Source organism: Calditerricola yamamurae, from assembly GCF_054654135.1.
Genome location: NZ_BAAIFH010000006.1, coordinates 283,215 through 304,020, shown reverse-complemented (window position 1 = coordinate 304,020; position 20,806 = coordinate 283,215). Strand labels below are relative to the sequence as shown.

At 65.1% G+C, this 20,806-nt stretch carries 22 protein-coding genes; 2 read left to right on the top strand and 20 right to left on the bottom strand.

Annotation, left to right across the window (positions count from 1 at the left end; translation table 11 throughout):
• Positions 1–228: 228 nt before the first annotated feature.
• From ACYQ0Z_RS07845 to ACYQ0Z_RS07815, 7 genes are all read right to left on the bottom strand, one after another.
• Positions 229–1,203 carry a biotin--[acetyl-CoA-carboxylase] ligase gene (locus tag ACYQ0Z_RS07845; RefSeq protein ID WP_459866357.1) on the bottom strand — a complete coding sequence of 325 codons (975 nt, stop codon included), beginning with the start codon at positions 1,201–1,203 and terminating at the stop codon, positions 229–231.
• Positions 1,200–2,456, bottom strand: a complete 1,257-nt coding sequence (locus ACYQ0Z_RS07840) for a CCA tRNA nucleotidyltransferase (RefSeq protein ID WP_459866354.1) — start codon at positions 2,454–2,456, stop codon at positions 1,200–1,202. The genes ACYQ0Z_RS07845 and ACYQ0Z_RS07840 overlap by 4 nt, the downstream gene beginning before the upstream one ends.
• 248 nt (positions 2,457–2,704) lie before the next feature.
• A complete protein-coding gene (gene bshA / locus ACYQ0Z_RS07835) occupies positions 2,705–3,829 on the bottom strand; it encodes an N-acetyl-alpha-D-glucosaminyl L-malate synthase BshA (RefSeq protein ID WP_459866351.1) in 1,125 nt (374 codons plus the stop codon).
• A gap of 18 nt (positions 3,830–3,847) precedes the next feature.
• Positions 3,848–4,558 carry a bacillithiol biosynthesis deacetylase BshB1 gene (gene bshB1, locus ACYQ0Z_RS07830; RefSeq protein ID WP_459866348.1) on the bottom strand — a complete coding sequence of 237 codons (711 nt, stop codon included), beginning with the start codon at positions 4,556–4,558 and terminating at the stop codon, positions 3,848–3,850.
• Positions 4,555–5,007 carry a methylglyoxal synthase gene (gene mgsA, locus ACYQ0Z_RS07825; protein ID WP_459866345.1) on the bottom strand — a complete coding sequence of 151 codons (453 nt, stop codon included), beginning with the start codon at positions 5,005–5,007 and terminating at the stop codon, positions 4,555–4,557. The genes bshB1 and mgsA overlap by 4 nt, the downstream gene beginning before the upstream one ends.
• Before the next feature lie 27 nt (positions 5,008–5,034).
• Positions 5,035–5,841 (bottom strand): 4-hydroxy-tetrahydrodipicolinate reductase, encoded by an 807-nt coding sequence (dapB, locus tag ACYQ0Z_RS07820; protein ID WP_459866342.1) that lies wholly within the window; start codon positions 5,839–5,841, stop codon positions 5,035–5,037.
• Entirely contained in the window at positions 5,838–6,185 is a 348-nt protein-coding gene (locus ACYQ0Z_RS07815; protein WP_459866339.1) for a nucleotide pyrophosphohydrolase, read from the bottom strand. The genes dapB and ACYQ0Z_RS07815 overlap by 4 nt, the downstream gene beginning before the upstream one ends.
• Before the next feature lie 201 nt (positions 6,186–6,386).
• On the opposite strand from ACYQ0Z_RS07815, the gene ACYQ0Z_RS07810 reads away from it, so the two are divergent.
• A complete protein-coding gene (locus tag ACYQ0Z_RS07810; protein WP_459866336.1) occupies positions 6,387–7,259 on the top strand; it encodes a YitT family protein in 873 nt (290 codons plus the stop codon).
• A 7-nt stretch (positions 7,260–7,266) separates the two neighbouring features.
• Here the strand turns inward: ACYQ0Z_RS07810 and ACYQ0Z_RS07805 are convergent, their stop codons facing one another.
• The 10 genes from ACYQ0Z_RS07805 to ACYQ0Z_RS07760 form a co-directional block, all read right to left on the bottom strand.
• On the bottom strand, positions 7,267–8,058 hold the full coding sequence (locus tag ACYQ0Z_RS07805) for a sporulation protein YpjB (protein WP_459866333.1): 792 nt from the start codon (positions 8,056–8,058) through the stop codon (positions 7,267–7,269).
• 56 nt (positions 8,059–8,114) lie between these two features.
• Complete coding sequence (locus ACYQ0Z_RS07800) at positions 8,115–8,708, bottom strand: DUF1405 domain-containing protein (RefSeq protein ID WP_459866330.1); 594 nt, start codon at positions 8,706–8,708, stop codon at positions 8,115–8,117.
• A 103-nt stretch (positions 8,709–8,811) separates the two neighbouring features.
• Positions 8,812–9,597 (bottom strand): c-type cytochrome, encoded by a 786-nt coding sequence (locus ACYQ0Z_RS07795; protein ID WP_459866327.1) that lies wholly within the window; start codon positions 9,595–9,597, stop codon positions 8,812–8,814.
• 36 nt (positions 9,598–9,633) lie between these two features.
• Complete coding sequence (gene qcrB / locus ACYQ0Z_RS07790) at positions 9,634–10,305, bottom strand: menaquinol-cytochrome c reductase cytochrome b subunit (RefSeq protein ID WP_459866324.1); 672 nt, start codon at positions 10,303–10,305, stop codon at positions 9,634–9,636.
• A gap of 3 nt (positions 10,306–10,308) precedes the next feature.
• On the bottom strand, positions 10,309–10,824 hold the full coding sequence (locus ACYQ0Z_RS07785; RefSeq protein WP_459866321.1) for a QcrA and Rieske domain-containing protein: 516 nt from the start codon (positions 10,822–10,824) through the stop codon (positions 10,309–10,311).
• A 145-nt stretch (positions 10,825–10,969) separates the two neighbouring features.
• On the bottom strand, positions 10,970–11,389 hold the full coding sequence (locus ACYQ0Z_RS07780; protein WP_459866318.1) for a DUF2487 family protein: 420 nt from the start codon (positions 11,387–11,389) through the stop codon (positions 10,970–10,972).
• 131 nt (positions 11,390–11,520) lie between these two features.
• Entirely contained in the window at positions 11,521–11,718 is a 198-nt protein-coding gene (locus ACYQ0Z_RS07775) for an IDEAL domain-containing protein (protein ID WP_459866315.1), read from the bottom strand.
• 283 nt (positions 11,719–12,001) lie between these two features.
• Positions 12,002–13,111 (bottom strand): hypothetical protein, encoded by a 1,110-nt coding sequence (locus ACYQ0Z_RS07770; protein ID WP_459866312.1) that lies wholly within the window; start codon positions 13,109–13,111, stop codon positions 12,002–12,004.
• 119 nt (positions 13,112–13,230) lie between these two features.
• The gene (locus ACYQ0Z_RS07765) at positions 13,231–14,241 is read right to left on the bottom strand and encodes a tetratricopeptide repeat protein (RefSeq protein ID WP_459866309.1); all 1,011 of its coding nucleotides are present in this window, start codon (positions 14,239–14,241) and stop codon (positions 13,231–13,233) included.
• Between the two features lie 115 nt (positions 14,242–14,356).
• The gene (locus ACYQ0Z_RS07760; RefSeq protein ID WP_459866306.1) at positions 14,357–15,472 is read right to left on the bottom strand and encodes an amidohydrolase family protein; all 1,116 of its coding nucleotides are present in this window, start codon (positions 15,470–15,472) and stop codon (positions 14,357–14,359) included.
• A 395-nt stretch (positions 15,473–15,867) separates the two neighbouring features.
• On the opposite strand from ACYQ0Z_RS07760, the gene ACYQ0Z_RS07755 reads away from it, so the two are divergent.
• Entirely contained in the window at positions 15,868–17,088 is a 1,221-nt protein-coding gene (locus ACYQ0Z_RS07755; RefSeq protein ID WP_459864201.1) for an ISL3 family transposase, read from the top strand.
• 135 nt (positions 17,089–17,223) lie between these two features.
• On the opposite strand, the gene aroA is transcribed toward ACYQ0Z_RS07755, so the two are convergent.
• The 3 genes from aroA to hisC are packed head-to-tail and all read right to left on the bottom strand — an operon-like array spanning position 17,224 to position 20,721.
• The gene (gene aroA / locus ACYQ0Z_RS07750) at positions 17,224–18,501 is read right to left on the bottom strand and encodes a 3-phosphoshikimate 1-carboxyvinyltransferase (RefSeq protein WP_459866303.1); all 1,278 of its coding nucleotides are present in this window, start codon (positions 18,499–18,501) and stop codon (positions 17,224–17,226) included.
• A 2-nt stretch (positions 18,502–18,503) separates the two neighbouring features.
• Positions 18,504–19,628: a prephenate dehydrogenase gene (locus tag ACYQ0Z_RS07745; RefSeq protein ID WP_459866300.1), complete on the bottom strand. Its 1,125-nt coding sequence runs from the start codon at positions 19,626–19,628 to the stop codon at positions 18,504–18,506.
• Between the two features lie 4 nt (positions 19,629–19,632).
• Positions 19,633–20,721, bottom strand: a complete 1,089-nt coding sequence (gene hisC / locus ACYQ0Z_RS07740; protein WP_459866297.1) for a histidinol-phosphate transaminase — start codon at positions 20,719–20,721, stop codon at positions 19,633–19,635.
• Positions 20,722–20,806: the final 85 nt, after the last annotated feature.

Genomic DNA, 20,806 nt, shown 5'->3' with positions numbered 1-20,806 from the left:
CCTCCTTCGGCGCTCTGGCCGGCAAGGACAAAAAAACCTTCTCGCCGAAACGGGAGAAGGACGGTCACACGCCGCGCTTCTCTGTCTCGGTCCTTTGCAGGCTCAGAGCAGATGTGCGCAGACGGTATGCGGTTTTCGTCCTGAACATCCGGAACTTCACCGCATCGCGCAGTGCGGTTCCCGCTGGATACCGCCTGCCTTTCTTCTAGTATAGCAAAACGGGGCGCCTCACGCATGGAGATCGAGATCGGCGGAGTAAATTTTCCGAATCGTCCCATTTCCCTGTTCCAGCAGCAGGGCGCCGTCGTCGTCGATGCCCCGGGCCACGCCGACGAATTCACCGCCCGGCGTGCGGGCGACGACGCGCCGGCCGAGGGAGACGGCCCGCGCCTCCCAGCGGCGCTTGAAGGGGGCGAAACCCTCGCGCAGGTAGGTGTCGTAATCGGTTTCCAGCCCTTCGAGAAGCCGCTGGGCCAGGGCGACGCGGGAGAAGGATCGCCCCGCGGCCATGGCCAGCGATCCGGCGCGCGCGCGCAGCTCCGGCGGAAAGTCTTCCTCCTTCTGGTTGACGTTGAGGCCGATGCCCAGGATGACGAAATGGACGCGGTCGGCCTCGGCGGCCAACTCGGTGAGAATGCCGCACACCTTGCGGCCGCCCGCGAAGAGGTCGTTGGGCCATTTGATGCCCACGGACAATCCGGTGTGCTTGGCAAGGGTGTCGGCCAGGGACACGGCGGCCACCAGCGTCAGCTGCGGCACGCGCGCCAGCGGCACCTCCGGGCGCAGGACCAGGCTCATCCAGATCCCCGCATCCGGCGGGGAATGCCACGTGCGCCCGAGGCGCCCCCGTCCGCCCGTCTGCACGTCGGCGGCGACGACCAACCCTTCCGGCGCCCCCGCCTCGGCACGGCGGTGGGCCTCGATCTGCGTCGAGGCGATGGCGTCGAAGTAGACCACCTCCCGCCCGAAACGCGTCGCCTTCAGTCCGTCCTGCACCTCCACCGGGTACAGGCGATCGGGCGCCGCGACGAGACGGTACCCCGCCTTGCGCACCGCCTCCACGCGGTAGCCGGCCTGGCGGAGCTCCTCAACGTGCTTCCAGATGGCCGTGCGCGAGACGCCGAGCACGCGGCTCAGCTCCTCGCCGGACACAAACTGTCCACGCGCCGCCTTCAACCGCCGGATGAGCTCCTCGTTGATCATGTGCCGTCGCCTCTTTCCCTCGCGTATTCGAGCAAGCGCTCCTTGTCGTTGGGCAGCTCGCCGCAGGCCACGCGCGTGAGCAGCTCGCGCAGCAGGCGGCCCACCCACGGTCCGGGCGGACGTCCGATGGCCTCCAGCAGATCGCGCCCGTCCACGGCCAGATCCTTGAGGCTATGTGCCGGCATGGTGGCGTAAATCGCGCGGACCCGCTCGCGAAGGCGCGCGGCGGCCGCCCTCCCCCGCTCCAGGGCGTCCGGACGGCCCGCCGCCTCCCGCGCCGCGCAGAGGTCGGCCAGCGCCAGGCAGCGCGACAGGCCGTGCGCGAGCAGGAGCTGCTGCCAGTGGCGCGTGGCGCCCTCGCCGGGGCACGCCTGCCGCGCTTGCCCCACGAGGGTTGTCACCTCGTCGATGCGCTCCCGCGAAAAGCGCAGGGCGCGGGCGAAGGATTCCGCCTCCTGCTCCGTCCACCCCAGCAGCACGGCCAGCAGGGCCCAGCGCGTCCCAACACCCTCCGGAACCGCCAGCACCGCCAGGTCGGGCCATGCTTCCGGCGCCAGGTATGGGGCCAGGTCGTCGGCGGCAAACAGCTGGCTTTCAAACAGGAGGACAAACCCGCGTCCGGGGTTCGGGCTGGCCATGATCTTGTCGAGCTCGTCGGCGATGCGCTCGTGCGCCACCGGACGCAGGGTGGCCCGGCACGCCTGAAGCGCCTCCCATGTCTGCGGCTCGATGGCGAAATCGAGCTGCACGGCGAAGCGGACGGCGCGCACGAGGCGCAAGCCGTCCTCGGCGAACCGCCGCATCGGATCGCCGACGCAGCGGATGCGCCGTGCCGCCAGGTCGTCCCGACCGCCGAAGGGGTCGACGAGACGCCCGCGCCGGTCGAGGGCCATGGCGTTGACGGTGAAGTCACGCCGGGCCAGGTCTTCTTCGATGCGGTCGACGAAGACGACTTCGTCGGGATGCCGCGCGTCGCTGTACCCCCGTTCGACGCGGAACGTGGTTACTTCAAAGGCATGGCCGTCCACGCGCACCGTCACGGTGCCGTGGCGAATCCCGGTGGGGAGGCTGTCGGGAAACAGGGCCATTACCGTTTCCGGTCGGGCGCTGGTGGCGATGTCGATGTCGTGGATGGGGCGGCCGAGCAGGCGGTCGCGCACATACCCGCCGACGAAGTACGCCGCGTGGCCGGACTCTTCCAGTCGCTGCAACACGCGGCGGCCGGCCGCTTCCACTTCCGTTTGCATGGCCATCCCCGCCTTCCTGCGCATACTAAGGTTCGCTGTCCCGTGCGCATTGCCCCGCGGGACATGGGTCAACTGCGGCGTTGCGGCGCGCCGGGACGTATACACCTGCCCCTTGTCTTGAGGATAATGAAAAGGAGGGAGGTGTTGGCATGCGCACGGCGTTCGGGCTGTTCGTCCTGCTTTCCAAGCTGATCCAGAACTTCAAGCGTTTCCGGCGCGTGTGACGGTGCGGCCGTCGCGGCAACCGGTACCGGCTAGGCCTGCGTGCCCACCACTTCGCGATACAGCGCCTCATATTCGTCGCAGATTTGCTCGGCGGCAAAGCGTTCGCGCGCCCGCCGGCGGGCGTTTGCGCTGAAACGGGCGTAGCGCTCCGGGTCGCGCAGGAGCGCCAGCGCGTCGGCGGCCATTTTGGCCACGTCGCCGATGGGCGACAGCAGGCCGCACTCCCCGTCAACCACTACCTCGGGGATCCCGCCGGTGCGGGTGGCGATGACCGGCACGCCGCAGGCCATGGCCTCCAGGGCGACAAGGCCGAAGCTTTCCTTTTCCGACGGCAGCACCAGCAGGTCCGCTGCCGACAGCAGGTGGGCCACGTCCGCCTGCTTGCCGAGGAACAGCACGTCGTGGTGCAGGTTTTCGGCCACCAGCCGTTCCTGGACGAGGGGGAGCTGGGGACCTTCCCCGATCAAGACCAGCTTGGCCGGAAGGGCGCGCCGCACGCGGGCGAACACCTCGACGACATCGACCGGCCGCTTGACGGGACGAAAGTTGGAGATGTGGATGAGGACGGCTTCGCCGCGCGGCGCCCACTCCCGGCGCAGTTCCCGCGCGTCACGTCGGTCATAGACGCGCGTGTCGATGAAGTTGTAGATGCGTCGAATCGGCTTGTCCACGTTCAAGAGGCGCCGGGTTTCCTCCACCAGGCTGTCCGATACGGCAGTGACGGCGTCGCTTTGTTCAATCCCGAAGCGGATGACGCATTTCATCGTCCGGTCGTAGCCCAGCACGGTGATGTCCGTCCCGTGCAGGGTGGTGACCACTTTGAGCTGTGGCCCAACCATTTGCTTGGCCAGGTACGCGCTGATGGCGTGAGGGACCGCGTAGTGGACGTGCAAGAGATCGAGCCCGACCAGCCGGGCCACCTGGGCCATGCGCGCCGCCAGGGCCAGGTCGTATGGCGGGTGGCGGAACACCTCGTACTGGACAACATCCACTTCATGGAAATAGATGTTTTTCATAAACTGTCCCAACCGAAAGGGCATACTGGACGTGATGAAATGCACCTCGTGCCCGCGCTCGGCTAACAGCTTGCCCAATTCGGTGGCCACCACGCCCGACCCGCCCAAGGTCGGGTAACAGGTGATCCCAATGCGCAAACGCTCTTCCCCTCCTTTTTAGCGGTCGCGCTTCCACGTCGCGACATCGACCACCACCGGCACCGTGCTGACAAACCCCTCCCCGTACGCGGTGCCGGCCAAGTGGCCAAACCAGCGGTCCCGCGCCCGGAGCGCGTCGAGGAAACCCTGGTTGAGCGGGGTGGCAACCCGTCCCGGATCGGCCACAAACTGGCTGCGATAGGCCAAGAGGGCCTTTTCCTTCAGGGCCTGGGTTTCGCTGGTGTCCACCACGAAGGACGGCTTGGTGTAGCCGTGGATGAGGTAAAAGTACAGTGCCGCCACCCGATGGGGCTCCTCCGAGCATCCCGGCGGCACGTATCGCCGCAGGGCGGCGTTGGCCACCGCTTCCTGCACCAGCTGGCTGCACAACCGGTGGTCCGGATGGCGGTCCTCTTCGTACGGCGCGAACACGACCCGCGGCTTCAGGCGCCGGATGATCGCCGTCACCGTGGCCACCGTCTCCTCGTTGACGCGAAACCCGCGGTCAGCAAGCCCCGCGTTTTCCCGCACGGCCACGCCGAGCAGGCGTGCCGCCTCGCGTGCCTCGGCGCGCCGCGTCTCCACGGTGCCGTTCGATGACAGCTCGGCCTGCGTCAGGTCGCAGATGGCCGTCACGAGGCCGCGGCGCGCGCACAGGGCCAGCGTCCCGCCCATCCCGATCTCCACGTCATCGGGATGCGCTCCGAAGGCCAGCACGTCCACCTTCACGCGTTTTCATCCTTTCCGCAGGGGTTTGGCACGTCAACGGGCGGCGCCGACCCGGGCTCGACCACCTGGCGCCAGGCGAAGTCGCCCTGTTCGAGGCTGCGCACGAGGATCTCCGCCGTCCCCGCATTGGTGGCCAGCGGGACGCCGTAGACGTCACAGAGCCGGAGCAGCGCCATGATGTCCGGCTCGTGAGGCTGGGCGGTGAGCGGGTCGCGGAAGAAGATCACGAGGTCGATGCGGTTTTCGGCCACCAACGCGCCGATTTGCTGGTCGCCGCCGAGGGGCCCCGACCGGAACCGGTACACGGGGAGGCCCACCTCGTCCGCGATGCGCTTCCCGGTCGTGCCCGTGGCGTACAGCGTGTGCCGGGCGAAAATGTGGCGATACGCCAACACGAAGTTGACCAGCTCGTCCTTTTTTCGGTCGTGGGCAATCAGCGCGATGCGCACCCTCTGGTTCCTCCCGGTTCCGCGAATTCAATCCAGCAGGTGCTCCAGCCCGTACACCAGGCGGTCGAGCGTCATGACCCGGCGAATGGCCAGCGCCACGCCCGGCATGAAGCACGCGCGGCTCAGCGCGTCGTGGCGGATGGTCAAGAGCTGGCCTTCTCCCCCAAACAGCACCTCCTGGTGGGCGATGAGGCCCGGCAACCGCACGCTGTGGATGCGGAAGCCGCCGACGTATGCCCCACGCGCCCCTTCCACCAGCTCTTTTTCGTCGGGATGGCCCTGGCGAAACTCCGCCCGCACCCGTTGAATGCCCTCGGCCGTCTTGAGCGCCGTCCCCGAAGGTGCGTCCAGCTTCTGGTCATGATGCAGCTCGATGATCTCCACGTGGGGGAGGTACTTGGCGGCCATCTGCGCGAACTTCATCATCAGCACGGCCCCGATGGCAAAATTGGGGGCAATGACGCCGCCCACGCCACGCATTTCGGCGTGGCGCGCCAGCTCCTCGACATCCGTCTCGCTCAGGCCCGTCGTTCCGACCACTGGGCGCACGCCACGGTCCAAGGCCGCCTCAACGTGACGGCGCACCACCTCCGGCGTGGTGAAATCGACGAGCACATCGGGCCTGTACGTATCGAGGGCGCGTTCCAAGTCGCGCACGAAGGGGACACCCAGTTCGCCCAGGCCGTTAGTCGTCCCGACATCCACCCCGTCGAGGTGCGCGTCGATGCCGACGACGAACGAAAAATCGGGTTCCTGCACGAGCATCTTCACCACTTCGCGCCCCATCCGTCCCTTTGCCCCGGCCACGGCCACGCGAATAGGCTTGTCCGTCATCGGTCATCCCCCCGTTGCGGTTCTTTGGGCGTCCACCGGTCGCGGTCGCGTGTGCGGAACTTTTCCATGACGCGCGTGTACGCGTCCTCGAGATCGATGCCTAGGGCGTTGGCGAAGCAGACGACGATGAAGAAAATGTCGCCCAGCTCCTCGGCGATGGAGCCCTCGGGCTCGTCTTTCTTCTTTGGTTTTTCCCCGTATTGGTGGTTCACCTCGCGGGCCAGCTCCCCCACTTCTTCGGCCATGCGGGCCAGCATGGCCAGGGGAGAGAAATACCCCTCACGGAACTGGCCGATGTATGCGTCCACTTCCTCCTGGATTTTGCGTAGCGTTTTGGCGTTCATGGCTCCGATCCTTTCTCGATTGAGCTTCCGGCGTTCTCTTTTCATCCTACCAGAGGTCAACGGCGCAAACAAACCGTTTCCGTCCCGCAGCACATCCCAACCGAACACCGGACGCGCGGCGCGACGCCGCACCGCGCCCTTGCCCCCGCGAAGGCTTCCCCGCTATAATAATGGCTGTTTCCTTATCAAACGTTCACATTCATGGGGGAACGTGCCGTGCGTATCCGGTTGAAAAATCTTCTCGCCATCACGGTGGGTTGTGCCATCTTTTCCTTTGGCCTCAACTACTTCACCATTGCCAACGGGTTGGCCGAAGGAGGGTTTACCGGGATCACCCTCCTTGCCAACTACATCTTCGGGTTTGATCCAGGCCTTGTCAACTTGCTCCTCAATGTGCCCCTCTTCTTCATCGGGTGGAAGGTGCTCGGCCGCACGAGCATGATCTACACCATCTACGGGGTAGTCGCGGTGTCGGTCTTCTTGTGGGTATTCAAAGACTTTCGCCAGCCGCTGCACGGCGATCTGCTTCTCGCCGCCCTGTACGCGGGCGTCACCCTCGGGTTGGGTTTGGGCCTGATCTTTCGCTACGGCGGCACCACCGGAGGAGTGGACATTCTCGCCCGTTTGGCGCAGAAGTACCTCGGCTGGACGATGGGAAGAACCATGTTTCTCTTCGACCTGTTCGTCATCGGCGCATCGGCGTACTACATCGGGCGGGAGAAGGCCATGTACACGCTGGTGGCCGTTTTTGTCGCCACCCGGGTAATCGACTTCGTGCAGGAAGCAGCCTACTCGGCCAAGGCAGCCCTCATCGTCTCGGACGCCACGGCGGACATCGCCCGCCGCATCCTGCATGAGATGGATCGGGGTGCGACGCTCCTCAAGGGCAAAGGCGGCTACACGGGGACGGAACGGGACGTCCTCTATGTAGTCGTCAGCCGAAACGAGGTCCAGCGGCTGAAGGCGCTCGTCCATCAGGTGGACCCGTATGCCTTCGTCGCCATCCAGGATGTCCGCGACGTGCACGGCAAAGGGTTCACCCTCGATGAATACAAACGGCCGATCGAGGGCTGATGGCCGGTCACGGGCGGCGTTCCAAGCGATAGCGGTACCAGGCCACATAGCCCAGCACGGTGAACACCACAACGGCCATCACCGCCACGACGGCGTAGATGGACGACGGGCCCATCCACGGTGAGGCCGAGGCGGCATGCGCCAATTCGAAGAGACGGGCCATCCGGTTGTGGAACTCCCACACCACGGCCCGGTCCACGTGGGGAGCGGATTGGTCGAGGGCCCGAATGAGGGAGTCGAGGGCTTCCACGTCTTCAGGGGGCTGCTGGATCACCACCGCAGGCCGCACGATGGTGTAGATCTCGGCGAGGCGACGGTACGCCTGCAGCCAGTTGTTTCCCGAAACGGCCCCGCTGCGTAGCTGGCGAAGCTGCGTCTCTACCTCTGCGCGGTATTCCTTCCACAGGGGCTGCTGGCGGTGGAGCAGGGCGTCGGCAGCCAGACGCACGCGAAGGGCATCGCGCAACATGGCCTCGGGATCGGGCTGGACCCGGGCAAAGGCGCGCTTTCCTTCCAGCACGGCCGCCAACACGGCGTGCAGCCCTTCCACCGAAACGGGCAAGCGGCGCGTCAGCGCGACCACCGCTTCAGCCAGTTCGGCATAGTGCGCGCGCGCCTCCTCCCACCGCTCCTGGCGGACGGCCTGTTCCACGCGCACCGTCAAGTGCTCAATGTGCTTGAGCAGCCGCTCCGCATTGCCTTGTACGGCCTCCTCACCGGATGCATCTCCCGGCCATAACCCGGCCCCACTCCCCCACAGGAAAAGCCATAGGCATAACATCCGCACCAGACCCCTCATCGCGCTCCCCCTCCCTGCCACTACACTCTATGGGGGAACGGACAAGGATAGACCGGTCAGTTTTCGCGCCCCCTTTCCCCGGACCACGCCGCCGCCACGCTGCGGGCGAGGACGATGGAAAGCAGCGAAAGCCCCACCGTCGCCCACCCGACGAGGTGATCATAGGGTTCCAAGGTGGGACCCATCCACGGATGGACGTCCAGCCCGTAGTCGACGGCGTCGTTCAATAAGGTCCACGCCGCCACGCCCCACCACTGGTACCCCTTGATCCGGTAGAGGAACGCGTAGAGAAGCGCTTCGAGTGCCATGGCCAGGTGCGAGGCGACCAGCATCCAGTTTTGCCACGGGATCGGACCCCCGAGGGCTCCCGTGGTCAGGATGACCGCCGGGGCCCAGATCCCATACTTGACCATTGTCACCGCGGCAAAGGCGTGCACCCAACCGTTTGCGCGACCGGCGAGCGCCATGGCCAGCACTAGGGTAAAGGCGGCACTGGCCGTCGGCGAGTCGGGAACGAAGGGCCACAGCGCCACCGGTGTTGCGGCCAGCTGTTCGCGGTACCAATAGTAGCCGTATAGCGTGCCCAGGAAGTTGACCCCCACCAGGAACGCCATCACGTCACGCCGCGCCGCCAGCGCTGGCCACCACATTCGCCAGTCCCCTTGTCTCAATCCCATTCCTCTCCTCCTTTCGATAAAAAACCGGCCGGGGAAACCCCGACCGGTTTGGTGCACGTCCTTCTTCACACCGGCGTTACTTCTTCTGAGCCAGCCACTCGGCCAACTTCTGAAGCTCCTCCTCAGAACCTTGGAACTGGCCAGGCGGCATTTGCCCTTTCCCGTTCTTGATGATGTCGACGATCTGTTCCTGCGACAGATTGCTGCCGACATGCTCCAGGCTAGGCGCAAACCCGCTCCCCTTGAGATCCACGCCGTGGCAACCCTGACAGGTCGTTTGCTTGGCCCAAATCTTTTCGCCTTCCGGCGCGTCCGGGCTGACTTCCACGGTCGGCGCCCCGCTGCCGCCGCCTTGGCTGGCCATGTGCTTCTGGTGCTCGTCCACCGCGGCCCAGGTCAGGAACACGATGGCGGCCAGCGCCAGCAGCATCAAACTGGTGGCCACCGGACGATCCTTCGGCCGGCGCTTCGGCCCGCGGTCCAGCCACGGTGCCAGAAGCAGCGCCGCAAAGGCCAAGCCCGGAATGAGGATCGTCCCGACCACGGTGTACGGACCCGACGTGTACTCATACTTCAAGAGCTGGTACAGGAAGAAGAAGTACCAGTCGGGCAGCGGCGTGTAGCTGGTGTCGTTGGGATTGGCCGGCGCCTCCAGCGGGGACGGGTGGGCCATCGTCAGCACCAAAAAGGCCACCAGACTGACGACGGCGATCATCCATTCCTTCAGCAGGAAGTTCGGGTAAAACGGTTCGGTTTTGCCGGGGAACTCGGTGTAATCCGGCGGCGTCAGGGGCCCGCCGCGCCGTTTTATGACCCGCGAATCGCCAACGTACTCCACGTCCTTTTCGTGACGGCCTGCCATCTTACGCTGTCCCTCCTTCGCTCCATTCCGTGCGCATCATAGCGGACCGGAAATGCCTTGCCGGCGGATGAGGATGAAGTGCACGCCCATCAGCGCAAGCAGGACCCCCGGCAGGAAGAAGACGTGGATGGCAAAGAAGCGTGCCAGCGTCTGGGCACCCAGAACATCGCCGCCCTTGAGGAAGGTTTCGATGTACGGGCCAATGAGCGGCACGGAACCGGCGATTTTCACGCCCACCTGTGTAGCCCAGTACGCCTTCTGGTCCCACGGCAGCAGGTACCCGGTGAAGCCAAGGCCCAGCATAACGAAGAATAGGAGCATTCCAACTACCCAGTTCATCTCACGCGGGCTCTTGTACGCACCGGTGAAGAACACGCGCAGGGTGTGCAGGAACATCATCACAATGACCAGGCTGGCACCCCAGTGGTGCATGCCGCGGACGATGACGCCGAAGGCCACCTCGTTTTGCAGGTACTTGACGCTTTGATACGCATTCAGGATGTCCGGGACGTAGTACATGGTGAGGAACATGCCGGACAGGATCTGGATCACAGTGATGAAAAACGTCAAACCGCCGAAGCAATAGACAAACGCGGAAAAGTGATGGGCGGGGTTGACGTGTTCGGGCACCTCGTGGTCGGCCAGGTCGCGCCACAGCGGACCGATGTTGAGCCGTTCATCCAGCCACTGGTAGATCCTGCGGAACACCGATTATGCCCCCCCTCTCGGCTTCGGCGTCAGGCTGAGCAGCAGCTTGCCGTCCTTGACTTCCACTTCGTATTCGTCCAGTGGCGCCTGAGGCGGCGTGCCCGGTACGTTGATCCCGTTTTCGTCATAGAATCCGTTGTGACACGGGCAGTAGAAATGGTTGGGGCGATCCGGGCTCGTGTTCCACTGCACTTGGCACCCGAGGTGCTTGCAGATCGGCGACAAGGCCAAGATCTTGCCGTCCTTGTTGCGGATATAGGCCGACTTTTCCGCCTCTTCCTCATGCCAGCCGTCCTTGATCTTGACCTTGAACTTGACCAACTTGTAGTCCGGTCCGAAATCGTCGACCTTCCCCACCTCGACCTTGCCGGCGCTGCTTGTTCTCTTGAGCGCCGGGTCAACGGCAAAGCGGAGCATGGGTGTAAGGATCCCGGCAGCCATGAACGCCCCCGTACCCATGAGGGTGTACGTCAGGAACTGCCGCCTTGACATGCCCTGACCGTTCTCTTTGTCGCTCATCGTCCGAACCTCCCATCTATGCTGACGTCACCCGGACAGGATTTGGCACACGTACACAAGGACAACCTCATGATACCCCTAGGCAATGGAAAGCGTCAAGAATATCATGTTCCGCTGCGCACAACGTCGGCAGGCTCCGGTTTCGCTACGCGTTGTCCGATTTTTGCTGTTCCGGGTCATTCCACAAGGCGACGATCTCCTCCACCAGCGCTGCGACCGGATCTCCTTCCCGCTCATGTGTCGACAGCACGACGCCACCGGGTACTGCGAAGGGTTCGCCGTCGGTCAGCACCACGACGTGGGCAAAGGTAGGTTTGAGGGCCGCTACGGCCTCGTCGGGGGAAGCGGAACCATACAGGGTGAGGATCGGGAAGCGGACGAGCCGGCCGGCCAGGTGCTGCTCCACCCGGTCGGCGCACTTGGCCAGACGCGCGCAGCGCGAAAGGGTCTCCGCCCAGTCGGTTTCGGACATGCGCACCACCGGGAGCAAGGCCGTGTCCACATAGGGCTGGAGCGTCGGCCATTCCTCGACCGGGATCGAGTTCCACTGCACGACGTTCGTCACCGCCTTTCTACAGAATTCCCCCGTCGGGTGAAGCCAAAAAAGAAAACTCGGCAGTGCCGAGTTTCAGCCTTCCTTACAATAGCACGTTTTCTCTTCCCCTTCAACGAACCGACGGGAAGCATCCCCGCAGCTTACGTTCGCTCGTATTCCAAAAGGCTCCGCAGCTCTTCCGTCAGCATGAAGAACTGTTCCTGATTGTTCTCCGCCAGCGCCCGGTCGATCTCCTCATATAGCCGCTTCTTTCGGAACGCTCTCAGCGCCTCGTCCAACACCAATTCGGCCAGCAGACCCAACACCATGTTCTCTTGAATGAGGTTCTGCCTTTCCATGAGATGTCCCCCCAATACCGCGGCGTTTTTCCGGACGGCGGTTTCCTTTTGCCGACACCGACTGCCTGCGGCTACCCCCGCGGTATCCCGCAGCAGGGTCCGCTGTTCCACCCTGGCAATTGCCAGCAGACGGTTCCCTTTTCGGCCCGGCCGGGACTCGTTGAAATATTATGAACAGGGTCTGTATTGTACTGTATTCTCGATGCGCCCGAAATTCCCTTCTGCCTCCCGAAAAAAATTGCTCCCATCCGGTCACTACCATTTTTGCCCGTTCCCCCCTGTATTAAACCTCCTGCCAAGCGATTGGCTGTTCGGCAAATCCCACCCGCTCGCCCACCCACTCGATGCCGAGCGGGGTAAGGGACCACAAGCGGTTTCCGTACACATCGAGACCACTTACGAGCATGCCCAGGTGAAGCCCCAGGGGGAGCACCTCGCTTTGCATTACGGCTGCGGAATCCGCGGTCCTGTCGCCCGTGACGTCAGCCGGTAGGGCCGCCAGCAGGTCTCCCTCGCGCACCCATCCATCACGGCCGGCGAGGAAAAGAAAGACGAGCAGCTGGGGAAGTGCGGGGATCCGATGCTTGGTTGTCCGCACCCAGAAACGAAACAGTTCCCCGCCGAGGTCGAGGTCGGTTCCCTCCCGCAACAGCCGCTCTCCTTGCGCCGTCAGCGAGAGGCCGAAGGGGCCTTCCCCCTCGGCGATCAGTCCGATGTAGCAGGTAAAGTCGTACAGCAGCGCAAAGCGACGCGGATACCGGACGGATCGGCCGCGGGAAGCCGGCATCGCCGCCCGGTCGACGGGCTCCTCGCTCACTGCAAACTGCCGGAACAGCAACTGCTGCTGTTGCCGATGGAGGACGCCCTCGGCCGTCAGCCGGAGGGGGGTTTCGGCGACAAAGCGCAGCCACGTGTACAGGTCGTCGAGAAGCAGCCCCCGCTCGTCCCGCACGACCACCGGCGGGTCGGCCAGGGGAACCGCACGGCGAATTTCCGTTTCCAGGTAGCGAAACAGGTGCTCCTTCACGTCGACGGGAAAGACAAACCCGTGGCGCGTGGCGCGGGATACGCCGCGAAACAGCCAACCGCGCTTGAGGAGCGCGGCAACACAGTGGCGTCCACTACCGCCGGATCCGGCTTGGCGCGCCTTGGCCAAGAGTTCCTCAAGCGTAAAGCACGCCCGTCCTTCGGCCAATAGCGCCCACACAAACCGTCGTTCGTCGTCGTCGAGGTCGGTGTATTGGCGGGCGATCTCGTCATCGCGCAGGACACGGCTTAAAATCCGTTGGATCAACTCGTTTTTGGAGTGACTGTCGCATGGGCAGCGGTACGTTAAGGCAATGCGATGCAAGTCGTCAATGTCGGCGAAGGACAGCAGGTCGGCAACGCGCATGAAAAACCCCTCCGTTGGAAACGTCACCCATTAGTATGGCGACGCCGGAGGGGTTCCATTCCGTTTGCGGTATCGCGGGGCAGCGCACGCAGGAGCGCCGGCCAACGCGGGTCGATGGATTACCCGTCGGCATCCGCGTCGGCGCGGGCCCGGGCAATGGCCTCCCGCAGCGCTTGCCACGGCTCGTCTAAGGTCTCTTCGCCGCCGACCATCTCCTCGAATACGGCGGCGGCACGGTCGACGCGTCCTGCCTCCAAACACGCCCAGGCCAATTTCTGGGCCACCACCTCGTCCCCTTTGTCCATCTCCCATGCCTGCTCGAGCCGTTCGATCGCCGATGCCACGTCCCCTTCGGCGAGATGGAGATCGGCAAGGGCGATGTACGCGGGCACGCAGTCGGGGTTGTCCCGACGCACTGCCTCCAGCAACGTCTTGGCCTCGTCGCGCTGCCCCATCCGGGCCTTGAGCAGCGCCAGGCCCAAGCGGGCTCGCTCGTTTGCGGGGTCGCGTGCCAGCGCCTCTTCATAGTGGCGTGCGGCGTCTTCCCATGCGCCGCGCCGTGCCCAGCGGGCCCCCAGCTCGACGTACAGGTCGGCGTCTTCATAGGGCGTGCCCACCAGCGATTCGAGCAGCGCGAGGGCGTTTTCCTCGTCGCCGAGCTCGTCGTACAGCTGGGCCAGGTGGCGAGCAAACAGGAGCGGCTCGGGGTGGTGGCGCCGGGCCTTCTCCAGATAGGAGACGGCCACCTCGTACAACCCTTCCGTCGCGTACAGGTCGGCCAGGTTGACCAGCACCCGCACGTCATCGGGGCGCTCGTCCAAGAGAGACATGAGCACATCGAGGGCGGCGTCGGTTTCACCCAGTTCCAGATAAACCTCGGCAAGCAAGAGGCGCGCCTCGGAATCGCCGGGCCGCTCTGCTAGCACTGTATCAAGCAGGCCCCGCGCCTCGTCGGGGTGGCCCAGGTCGGCATAGGCCGTGGCAACGGCGAGCAGCTTGTCCGGGTCGTCCCGGGCCACACGCTTGGCCTCGGCCAGACGCCGCAATGCGCCTTCCGCGTCCCCGCGCTCCAGGGCTTCCCATACCGGTTTGAGCCATTCTTCCATTTGGCGAGTCATCGGTTCCGTCACGCGCTCCTTTGTTGGGCCGCGACGCCGCCACAAGCATCCGGCGTCCGCGGCCGGATTGCGGGTTGTCCCCTTTCGATTGTACGCAAATCCTCGTTGCGTCCCAACCGGTTGAGGCTTACAGGGGAGCGGACAAGGCGTAGAGATGCGCCGGCCGGGAGGACAAGAGGCGCCCCGATCCGGGCGACAGGGCCCGAAACGGCTCGCTGCCCACGAAGACCCCGCGTACGGCGACGGCATCGGGCGCAAAGAGCGGCAGGCGTCCGTCGCGATACCGGAACAGGAGGAAGTCGGCGTCACTCCCCGGAGCCAGGCACCCCTTTTGCGGATAGAGCCCGGCCAGTTTGGCCGGATTGGTGGCCAGGAGCCGGACCGCTTCCACCAGTGCGTTGTGGGCCCGCTCCGCCGGCACGTCCCAACGGGCCTTCGCCGGTTCCTCGGGCAGGCAGAGGGCGATGACACGGGGGTCGCCCGTGACGCCCTCTCCTGTTCCGGTGAGGGTGCAGGCAACCGACAATCCCTCGGGAAGCGAAACGGGCCGATCGGGCCGCTCGAAGGGCCACGCCACGACCGGCGGGGTGTAGCCGCTCACGCCTTCGGACGCGCGCGCCGCCCAGCGAGAGAGCCAGCGCAGGCCTTCCGAGCTGTCCTGCGGATGGGGAGATTCCGGGCGCAGCACGAGGCGCAGGCCGTGGTTTTTCGCCGCCATAAGCAGTTCCCCCCAACGGGAATGGCCGAAGTGCTGTGGGTCGCGCACGCGCACATCAACGAGCCGGAGGCCATGTCTGCCCGCGTAGCTGAACAGGAAACGGTTCACCGCCTCAAAGGGGACATCCAGTTTGAGGCCATAATCCAGGCAGCTGTTGAAGTGCACGGCGCATCCCCGGTCAATCACATCGGAAAGCGGCCCCTGCCGGGGGTCAACGGCTTCCACCACCGTGGTTACCCCGCGACGGATCCATGCGCCGAGCTGCTCGCGATACGGGGCGCTGGTCGCTGCGGCGAAAGAGCCGTTCGTCAACACCCAACCGGGGGTAATCCATGCGCCCTCCGCATCAAGGGCCGGGACATCACGGATGACCGTCTCCTGCTCCTCATCGGAGGCGACGACCCGCTCCACCTTGCCGCCGCACACCCACAGGTCGGCCCGCATGGCCCCTCGGGCCGTCACGACCGTCCCGCCGCGCACCACGTAGTCAACCACCGTCCTGCGGTTCAACCCAGATGGACCCATCGGTCTCCTCCTCCCCCGCACACCTTGTCCCTTTCACCCTATGCGCCGGGGAAGGCGAACATGCCCCTCGCCGACGGGGCCGAAACGGGCCGCGGACCGACCGCCGAGGGGACGCCGCGCGCGCATCGCCTGATCCGTTCCGCCGTGCAAAAAAATACGCCGCCTTTGTGGGCCTGTAAGCCCTTACAAAGACGGCTGCGCAAAATGGGGCGCGTTACACATTCGGATAGGAGTGGAGAGAAACCACACTGTACTTTTAGTATACCGGAAATGGATGCGTTGTCAATGATAAATTGGCTCTACGCTAAAAAGTGTGGGTTCTAAGAGGAAAAGGCGGTCGACGAGCCAAGGGATAGTTAAGCACACCACATCCCGAAGGAGGCTCGCGACCGCCTATGAACAAGCTTACCGCAGAAATGTTCGGCTTACAATCGTGGATTGTTTACCGTACCGTCCATCAATCCGACAGCATCCACGTCTACGCAGGTCGGCCGCGTAAGGAAGCGCGGTGTCCGGATTGTGGACAGCTGACACGCCGCGTCTACGATCGTGCACGTGAATGGAAACGGAAGCTGCACACCTGGTGCAACGAGAAACCGGTTTACCTCTGGGTACGTCCCCGGCGCTTCCAGTGCACGGCCTGTCGAAAAGTGTTCACCGAACGCTTTCCTGGTATTCGCCCCTGGGCACGCAGGACCGAACGGGCCGAAGCCCTTTTGCTCCAGCGCCTGAAAGCGGGCAGTTTCCGTCGTGCCGCCCAGGAAAGCGGGACAAGTGCCAGCACCTTGCGCCGTCTGCTCCTTCGGTACGTAGGTCAGCAGGTAAATCTCGAGGAAGCCCTCCGGGATGTCGATGCCTTCGTGCTTAGCATTGATGAACACAGCTATCGTGGCCGTGACATGATGGTTACGGTCACATGCGTGTGGCCAAAACGGTGCCTTTTGGCCATCTTGCCGGATGACCGCATGAAAACACTGGAGCGCTTTTTGCGCCAGCTGCCGGAGACGGTTCGTCGGCGGATTCGGGCCGTGTGCATCGACCTGAAGGATGCTTGGCGCCATGCCGTGAAGCGCGCTTTGCCCGGCGCTGTCATCGTGGCGGATCCGTTCCACGTCATCCAGGACGCGAATCGGCGGGTTGACGAAGCACGGCTTGTGGAACAGCAGGTGACCGGGGTACGCCTGAGGCGCTGGCCGCTTTTGAAGAACGAGGACGACCTCACCGAACGCCAAGCTGCCCAGCTTGCCGCCATTCGGAAGCATCACAAGAACGTGGCCCACTTTCACTGGGTCAAGGAGCAGCTGCGAGACGTTTACCGTGCTTCCAATCGAGACGAAGCCGCAGCCATCCTGGACCGCGTGATCTTTGAGACCCAGTCGGCAAGCGATGCCGCGCTCCTGCAGTGGGGACGCACGCTCCGCCGCTGGCGCGAGGCGATTCTGGCCTACCACACCTGGCGTGTTTCAAACGGCTACACGGAGGGCGTGCACACCAAGATCAAGCTGCTCAAACGAATCAGCTACGGCTTCCGTAACCGTGAGATCTATGTGCGAAAGATGCTCCTCGCTTTTATACCCTTGGCTTGGTTGACCTCCCATCCACAGTTATTGACTTAGAGCCTGATAAATTTGGAACATTTCGATTGCCCGCTGCACGGCGAACGGGAGGCCGCATGTTCCCCGACCTCCCGCACGTTCGCCGTTTGCCCGGTTATGGCCTCCCGCCTGTTTGCAGAGCCGGTGCCGTTCGCTTCACTTTGCAACCGTGCGCAACCGGTCGAAGAAATCGGGGAACGACACCGCTACCGCCTCAGCCCTCGCGATCTCCGTCGGCCCGTCGGCGATGAGCCCCGCCACGGCCAGGGCCATGCCGATGCGATGGTCGCCGTGGCTGTCGCACCGTGCCCCGACAAGCGGCGTCGGGCCGTGGATGATCATGCCGTCCGGCGTCGCCTCAATACGCGCCCCCATTTTCGACAGTTCCGCCACCACCGTGGCGATGCGGTCCGTCTCCTTGACGCGCAGCTCCTGGGCGTCACGGATCACCGTCACCCCCTCGGCCTGCGTGGCCAGTACGGCGATGACGGGAAGCTCATCAATGAGCCGCGGAATGAGGTCGCCGCCGATCGCGGTGGCCGCCAGCGGCGCGTGGCGGACGCGCACGTCGCCGACCGGTTCACCGCACGCTTCCCCGGTCTCCTCCACCTCGACCTTGGCGCCCATCGCCTTCAGGACGTCGAGGATGCCCGTGCGCGTGGGGTTGAGCCCCACCCCGCGCACGACGAGGTCACTCCCCGGCACGAGGGCGGCGGCCACCAGGAAAAAGGCCGCCGACGAGATATCGCCGGGCACCTCCACCCGCTGGCCGGTCAGGCGCTGGCCGCCCCGCACGCGCACGGTAGTGCCGCACAGGGTAAGCTCGGCGCCGAAGGCTCGGAGCATCCGCTCCGTGTGGTCGCGTGACCGCTGGGGTTCGGTCACCGCCGTCTCCCCGTCCGCCTGCAGGCCGGCAAACAGCAGCGCCGATTTCACCTGCGCGCTGGCCACCGGCGACACGTGATGGATGGCGCGCAGGGGGCCGCCGCGAATGGCCAGCGGCGTGTACTCGCCGTCGGCGCGCCCGTCGATGTGCGCCCCCATCGCGCGCAGGGGAGCGGTAACACGCCGCATCGGCCGCCGGGCGATCGACGCGTCCCCCACCAGCACGCTATGGAACGGCTGCGTGGCCAGCACGCCGGCCAGGAGGCGGATCGTCGTCCCCGAGTTGCCCACGTCCAGCACGTCCTCCGGCTCGCGCAACGCGTACCAGCCCGCGCCGTGCACGGTGACGCGGCTGCCCTCCTGCTCGATGGCCACCCCCAGACGGCGGAGACAGGCGATGGTGCTAAGGCAGTCGACCCCCGGCAAAAAGCCGGTGATCTCGGTGCGCCCTTCGGCCAGGGCTCCCAACAGGACGGCCCGGTGCGAAATCGACTTGTCTCCGGGGACGGTCAGTTCCCCGCGCAGGGCACGGACGGGTTCCACGCGCATGCCTACTGCTCCTCCTTGCCGGCGTGGGTAAGGGCCTCCCGCTCATGCACGGTGTAACCCGCGCGCGCCAGGAGCGCGCGCGCCCTCACCCGATCGGCCTCGCGCTGAAAGACGAGGCGCAGCACGCCAAAGATGTCTTCGCGGACCTCCAGAACCTCGAGGTTGACCAGGTTGATGCCATGTTCCCCGAGCAGGGTGGCGATGCGGCCAATGACCCCGGGACGGTCGGGGACATCGACGAAGAGCTCGTGCACCATCGGCAGCGCGCCCGGGCGGCGCTCCGGCAGCCGGTCGCGGAAAGTGCGCGCCGTGCGGAAAAACCGCTCGATGGCCGCGGCGTCGCCCGCTTCCACCTGAGCGATGATCGCGGTCAAGTCGTCCTGCCACCGCCGCAAGTGGTCCAAGAGCACGGTGCGGTTGTCGAGGACAATGTCCCGCCACATGCTGGGATTGCTCGACGCGATGCGCGTAAGGTCGCGAAAGCCCCCAGCGGCCAGACGCTCGTACCAGGCGTCTTCCGCCCCCAGGTCGGCGACGAGGTTAACGAGGGCGGCGGCCACCACATGCGGCAAGTGGCTGATCGCCCCCACCACGCGGTCGTGGGCCACCGGATCCATGGTCACCACTTTGGCCCGGGTGGCAGCCAGCAGGTCGGACAGCGCTGCGACGGCGCCGGCAGGCGTATCCTCCTCCGGCGTCAGGACGTAGTAGGCGTTTTCGAACAGGTCGGCCCGCGCCGCTTCCACGCCCGACTTGTGCGACCCGGCCATGGGATGCCCGCCGATAAACGTTACGCCCCGCGCGGCCAGTTTGCGCGCGGCGCGCACGATGCCGGCCTTGGTGCTCCCCGTGTCGGTGACGATGACGCCCGGCGCAAGCGGCAGCGCCGCCAAGCGGTCAACAAGGGCATACAGCTTGCCGACCGGAGCGCAGAGAAAGACCACGTCGCTTTCCGCGACCGCCTCCTCGAGCCGATCGGTCACCTCGTCAACGGCCCCGCGGGCAAGGGCGGTGCGCAGGCTCGCGGGGTTGGGATCGCACCCTACCACCACGACATCGGGACGCTGCTTCAAGGCCAAGGCCAACGACCCGCCGATTAGCCCCACACCCACAACGGCGATGCGCACGCGGCTACGCCTCCACCAGCGCTGCCGCCAGCGCCTCCAGCACGCGGCGGTTTTGCGCTTCGTCGCCGATCGTCACGCGAAGGGCCGTGGGAAAGCCAAGGGCCTCCCCGGAGCGGACAATGACGCCTTGTCGCAAGAGAGCCTCGAACACGGGTCCGGCTGGCCGTCCGATATCGACAAGGATGAAATTGCCGTGGGTCTCGTAATGGCGCAGGCCCAGGCGGGCAAAACCCTCGTAGAGCTGTTGCTTGCCCTTCTCGTTCTGCTGCATGCACGCCTCTACAAAGGCCTGGTCGTCCAGCGCGGCTAGGGCGGCCTCCTGGGCCACGAAGGAGGTGTTGAAAGGTTCGCGCACCCGGTTCAGCGCATCGATCACCGCCGGCGCGGCGATGCCGTAGCCGATGCGGAATCCGGCCAGGCCGTAAATTTTCGAGAAGGTGCGCAGGAAGATCAGGTTCTCGTGTTCGCGCAGGAGCGCGAGGGAACGGGGAAAACGCGGGTCGGTGACGTACTCGACATAGGCCTCGTCAAGCACCACGAGCACGGTACGGGGCACGCGGGCCAAAAAGGCCACCAGCTCGTCGTGGGTCACGATGGTGCCCGTGGGGTTGTTCGGGTTGCAAACCCACACCACGCGCGTGTCCTCCGTGACGGCCTCGGCCATGGCATCGAGGTCGTGGCGCCCGTCCTTCAGGGGCACCTCGATCACGCAGGCGCCTTCGATCACGGCGTTCGTCTTGTATCGCGGGAACGTCGGGTGGGCCATCACCGTCGATGCCCCCGGCGCGAGGTAGGCCCGCGCGATCAGCTGGACGATTTCATCGGAGCCGTTCCCGAAGATGAGCGCCTCTTCGGCCACACCGAGGTGCGCAGCCAGTGCGCGGCGCAGCGCAGTGGCCGCGCCGTCCGGGTACCGATTGGCCGACGAAAGCGCCCGGGTGACGGCTTGTTGCACCCGCGGCGAGCAGCCAAAGGGGTTCTCGTTGGAGGCGAGCTTGATCACCTCCGTCAGGCCATAGGCGCGCTTGATCTCCTCGATCGATCTCCCCGGCTGGTATACCGGCAGGTCGACAATGTGGGCTTTGGGCCGCACCGAGAAACCACCTCTGCCAATACGCAATTTTCTTTCTATCTTACTGCGAGGGGACAGAGAAGACAAATCGCATTTTCTGTTGATG

What these genes read in the sequence shown, in the direction of transcription:
- ACYQ0Z_RS07840 (WP_459866354.1), bottom strand. Translation starts at nt 2,456, where the DNA reads ATGGCCATGCAAACGGAAGTGGAAGCGGCCGGCCGCCGCGTGTTGCAG.
- ACYQ0Z_RS07770 (WP_459866312.1), bottom strand. Translation starts at nt 13,111, where the DNA reads ATGCGCGTTGCCGACCTGCTGTCCTTCGCCGACATTGACGACTTGCAT.
- aroA (WP_459866303.1), bottom strand. Translation starts at nt 18,501, where the DNA reads ATGCGCGTGGAACCCGTCCGTGCCCTGCGCGGGGAACTGACCGTCCCC.
- ACYQ0Z_RS07775 (WP_459866315.1), bottom strand. Translation starts at nt 11,718, where the DNA reads ATGGAAAGGCAGAACCTCATTCAAGAGAACATGGTGTTGGGTCTGCTG.
- ACYQ0Z_RS07755 (WP_459864201.1), top strand. Translation starts at nt 15,868, where the DNA reads ATGAACAAGCTTACCGCAGAAATGTTCGGCTTACAATCGTGGATTGTT.
- ACYQ0Z_RS07845 (WP_459866357.1), bottom strand. Translation starts at nt 1,203, where the DNA reads ATGATCAACGAGGAGCTCATCCGGCGGTTGAAGGCGGCGCGTGGACAG.
- ACYQ0Z_RS07810 (WP_459866336.1), top strand. Translation starts at nt 6,387, where the DNA reads ATGGGGGAACGTGCCGTGCGTATCCGGTTGAAAAATCTTCTCGCCATC.
- ACYQ0Z_RS07795 (WP_459866327.1), bottom strand. Translation starts at nt 9,597, where the DNA reads ATGGCAGGCCGTCACGAAAAGGACGTGGAGTACGTTGGCGATTCGCGG.
- ACYQ0Z_RS07785 (WP_459866321.1), bottom strand. Translation starts at nt 10,824, where the DNA reads ATGAGCGACAAAGAGAACGGTCAGGGCATGTCAAGGCGGCAGTTCCTG.
- ACYQ0Z_RS07805 (WP_459866333.1), bottom strand. Translation starts at nt 8,058, where the DNA reads ATGAGGGGTCTGGTGCGGATGTTATGCCTATGGCTTTTCCTGTGGGGG.
- ACYQ0Z_RS07815 (WP_459866339.1), bottom strand. Translation starts at nt 6,185, where the DNA reads ATGAACGCCAAAACGCTACGCAAAATCCAGGAGGAAGTGGACGCATAC.
- ACYQ0Z_RS07760 (WP_459866306.1), bottom strand. Translation starts at nt 15,472, where the DNA reads ATGGGTCCATCTGGGTTGAACCGCAGGACGGTGGTTGACTACGTGGTG.
- dapB (WP_459866342.1), bottom strand. Translation starts at nt 5,841, where the DNA reads ATGACGGACAAGCCTATTCGCGTGGCCGTGGCCGGGGCAAAGGGACGG.
- ACYQ0Z_RS07800 (WP_459866330.1), bottom strand. Translation starts at nt 8,708, where the DNA reads ATGTGGTGGCCAGCGCTGGCGGCGCGGCGTGACGTGATGGCGTTCCTG.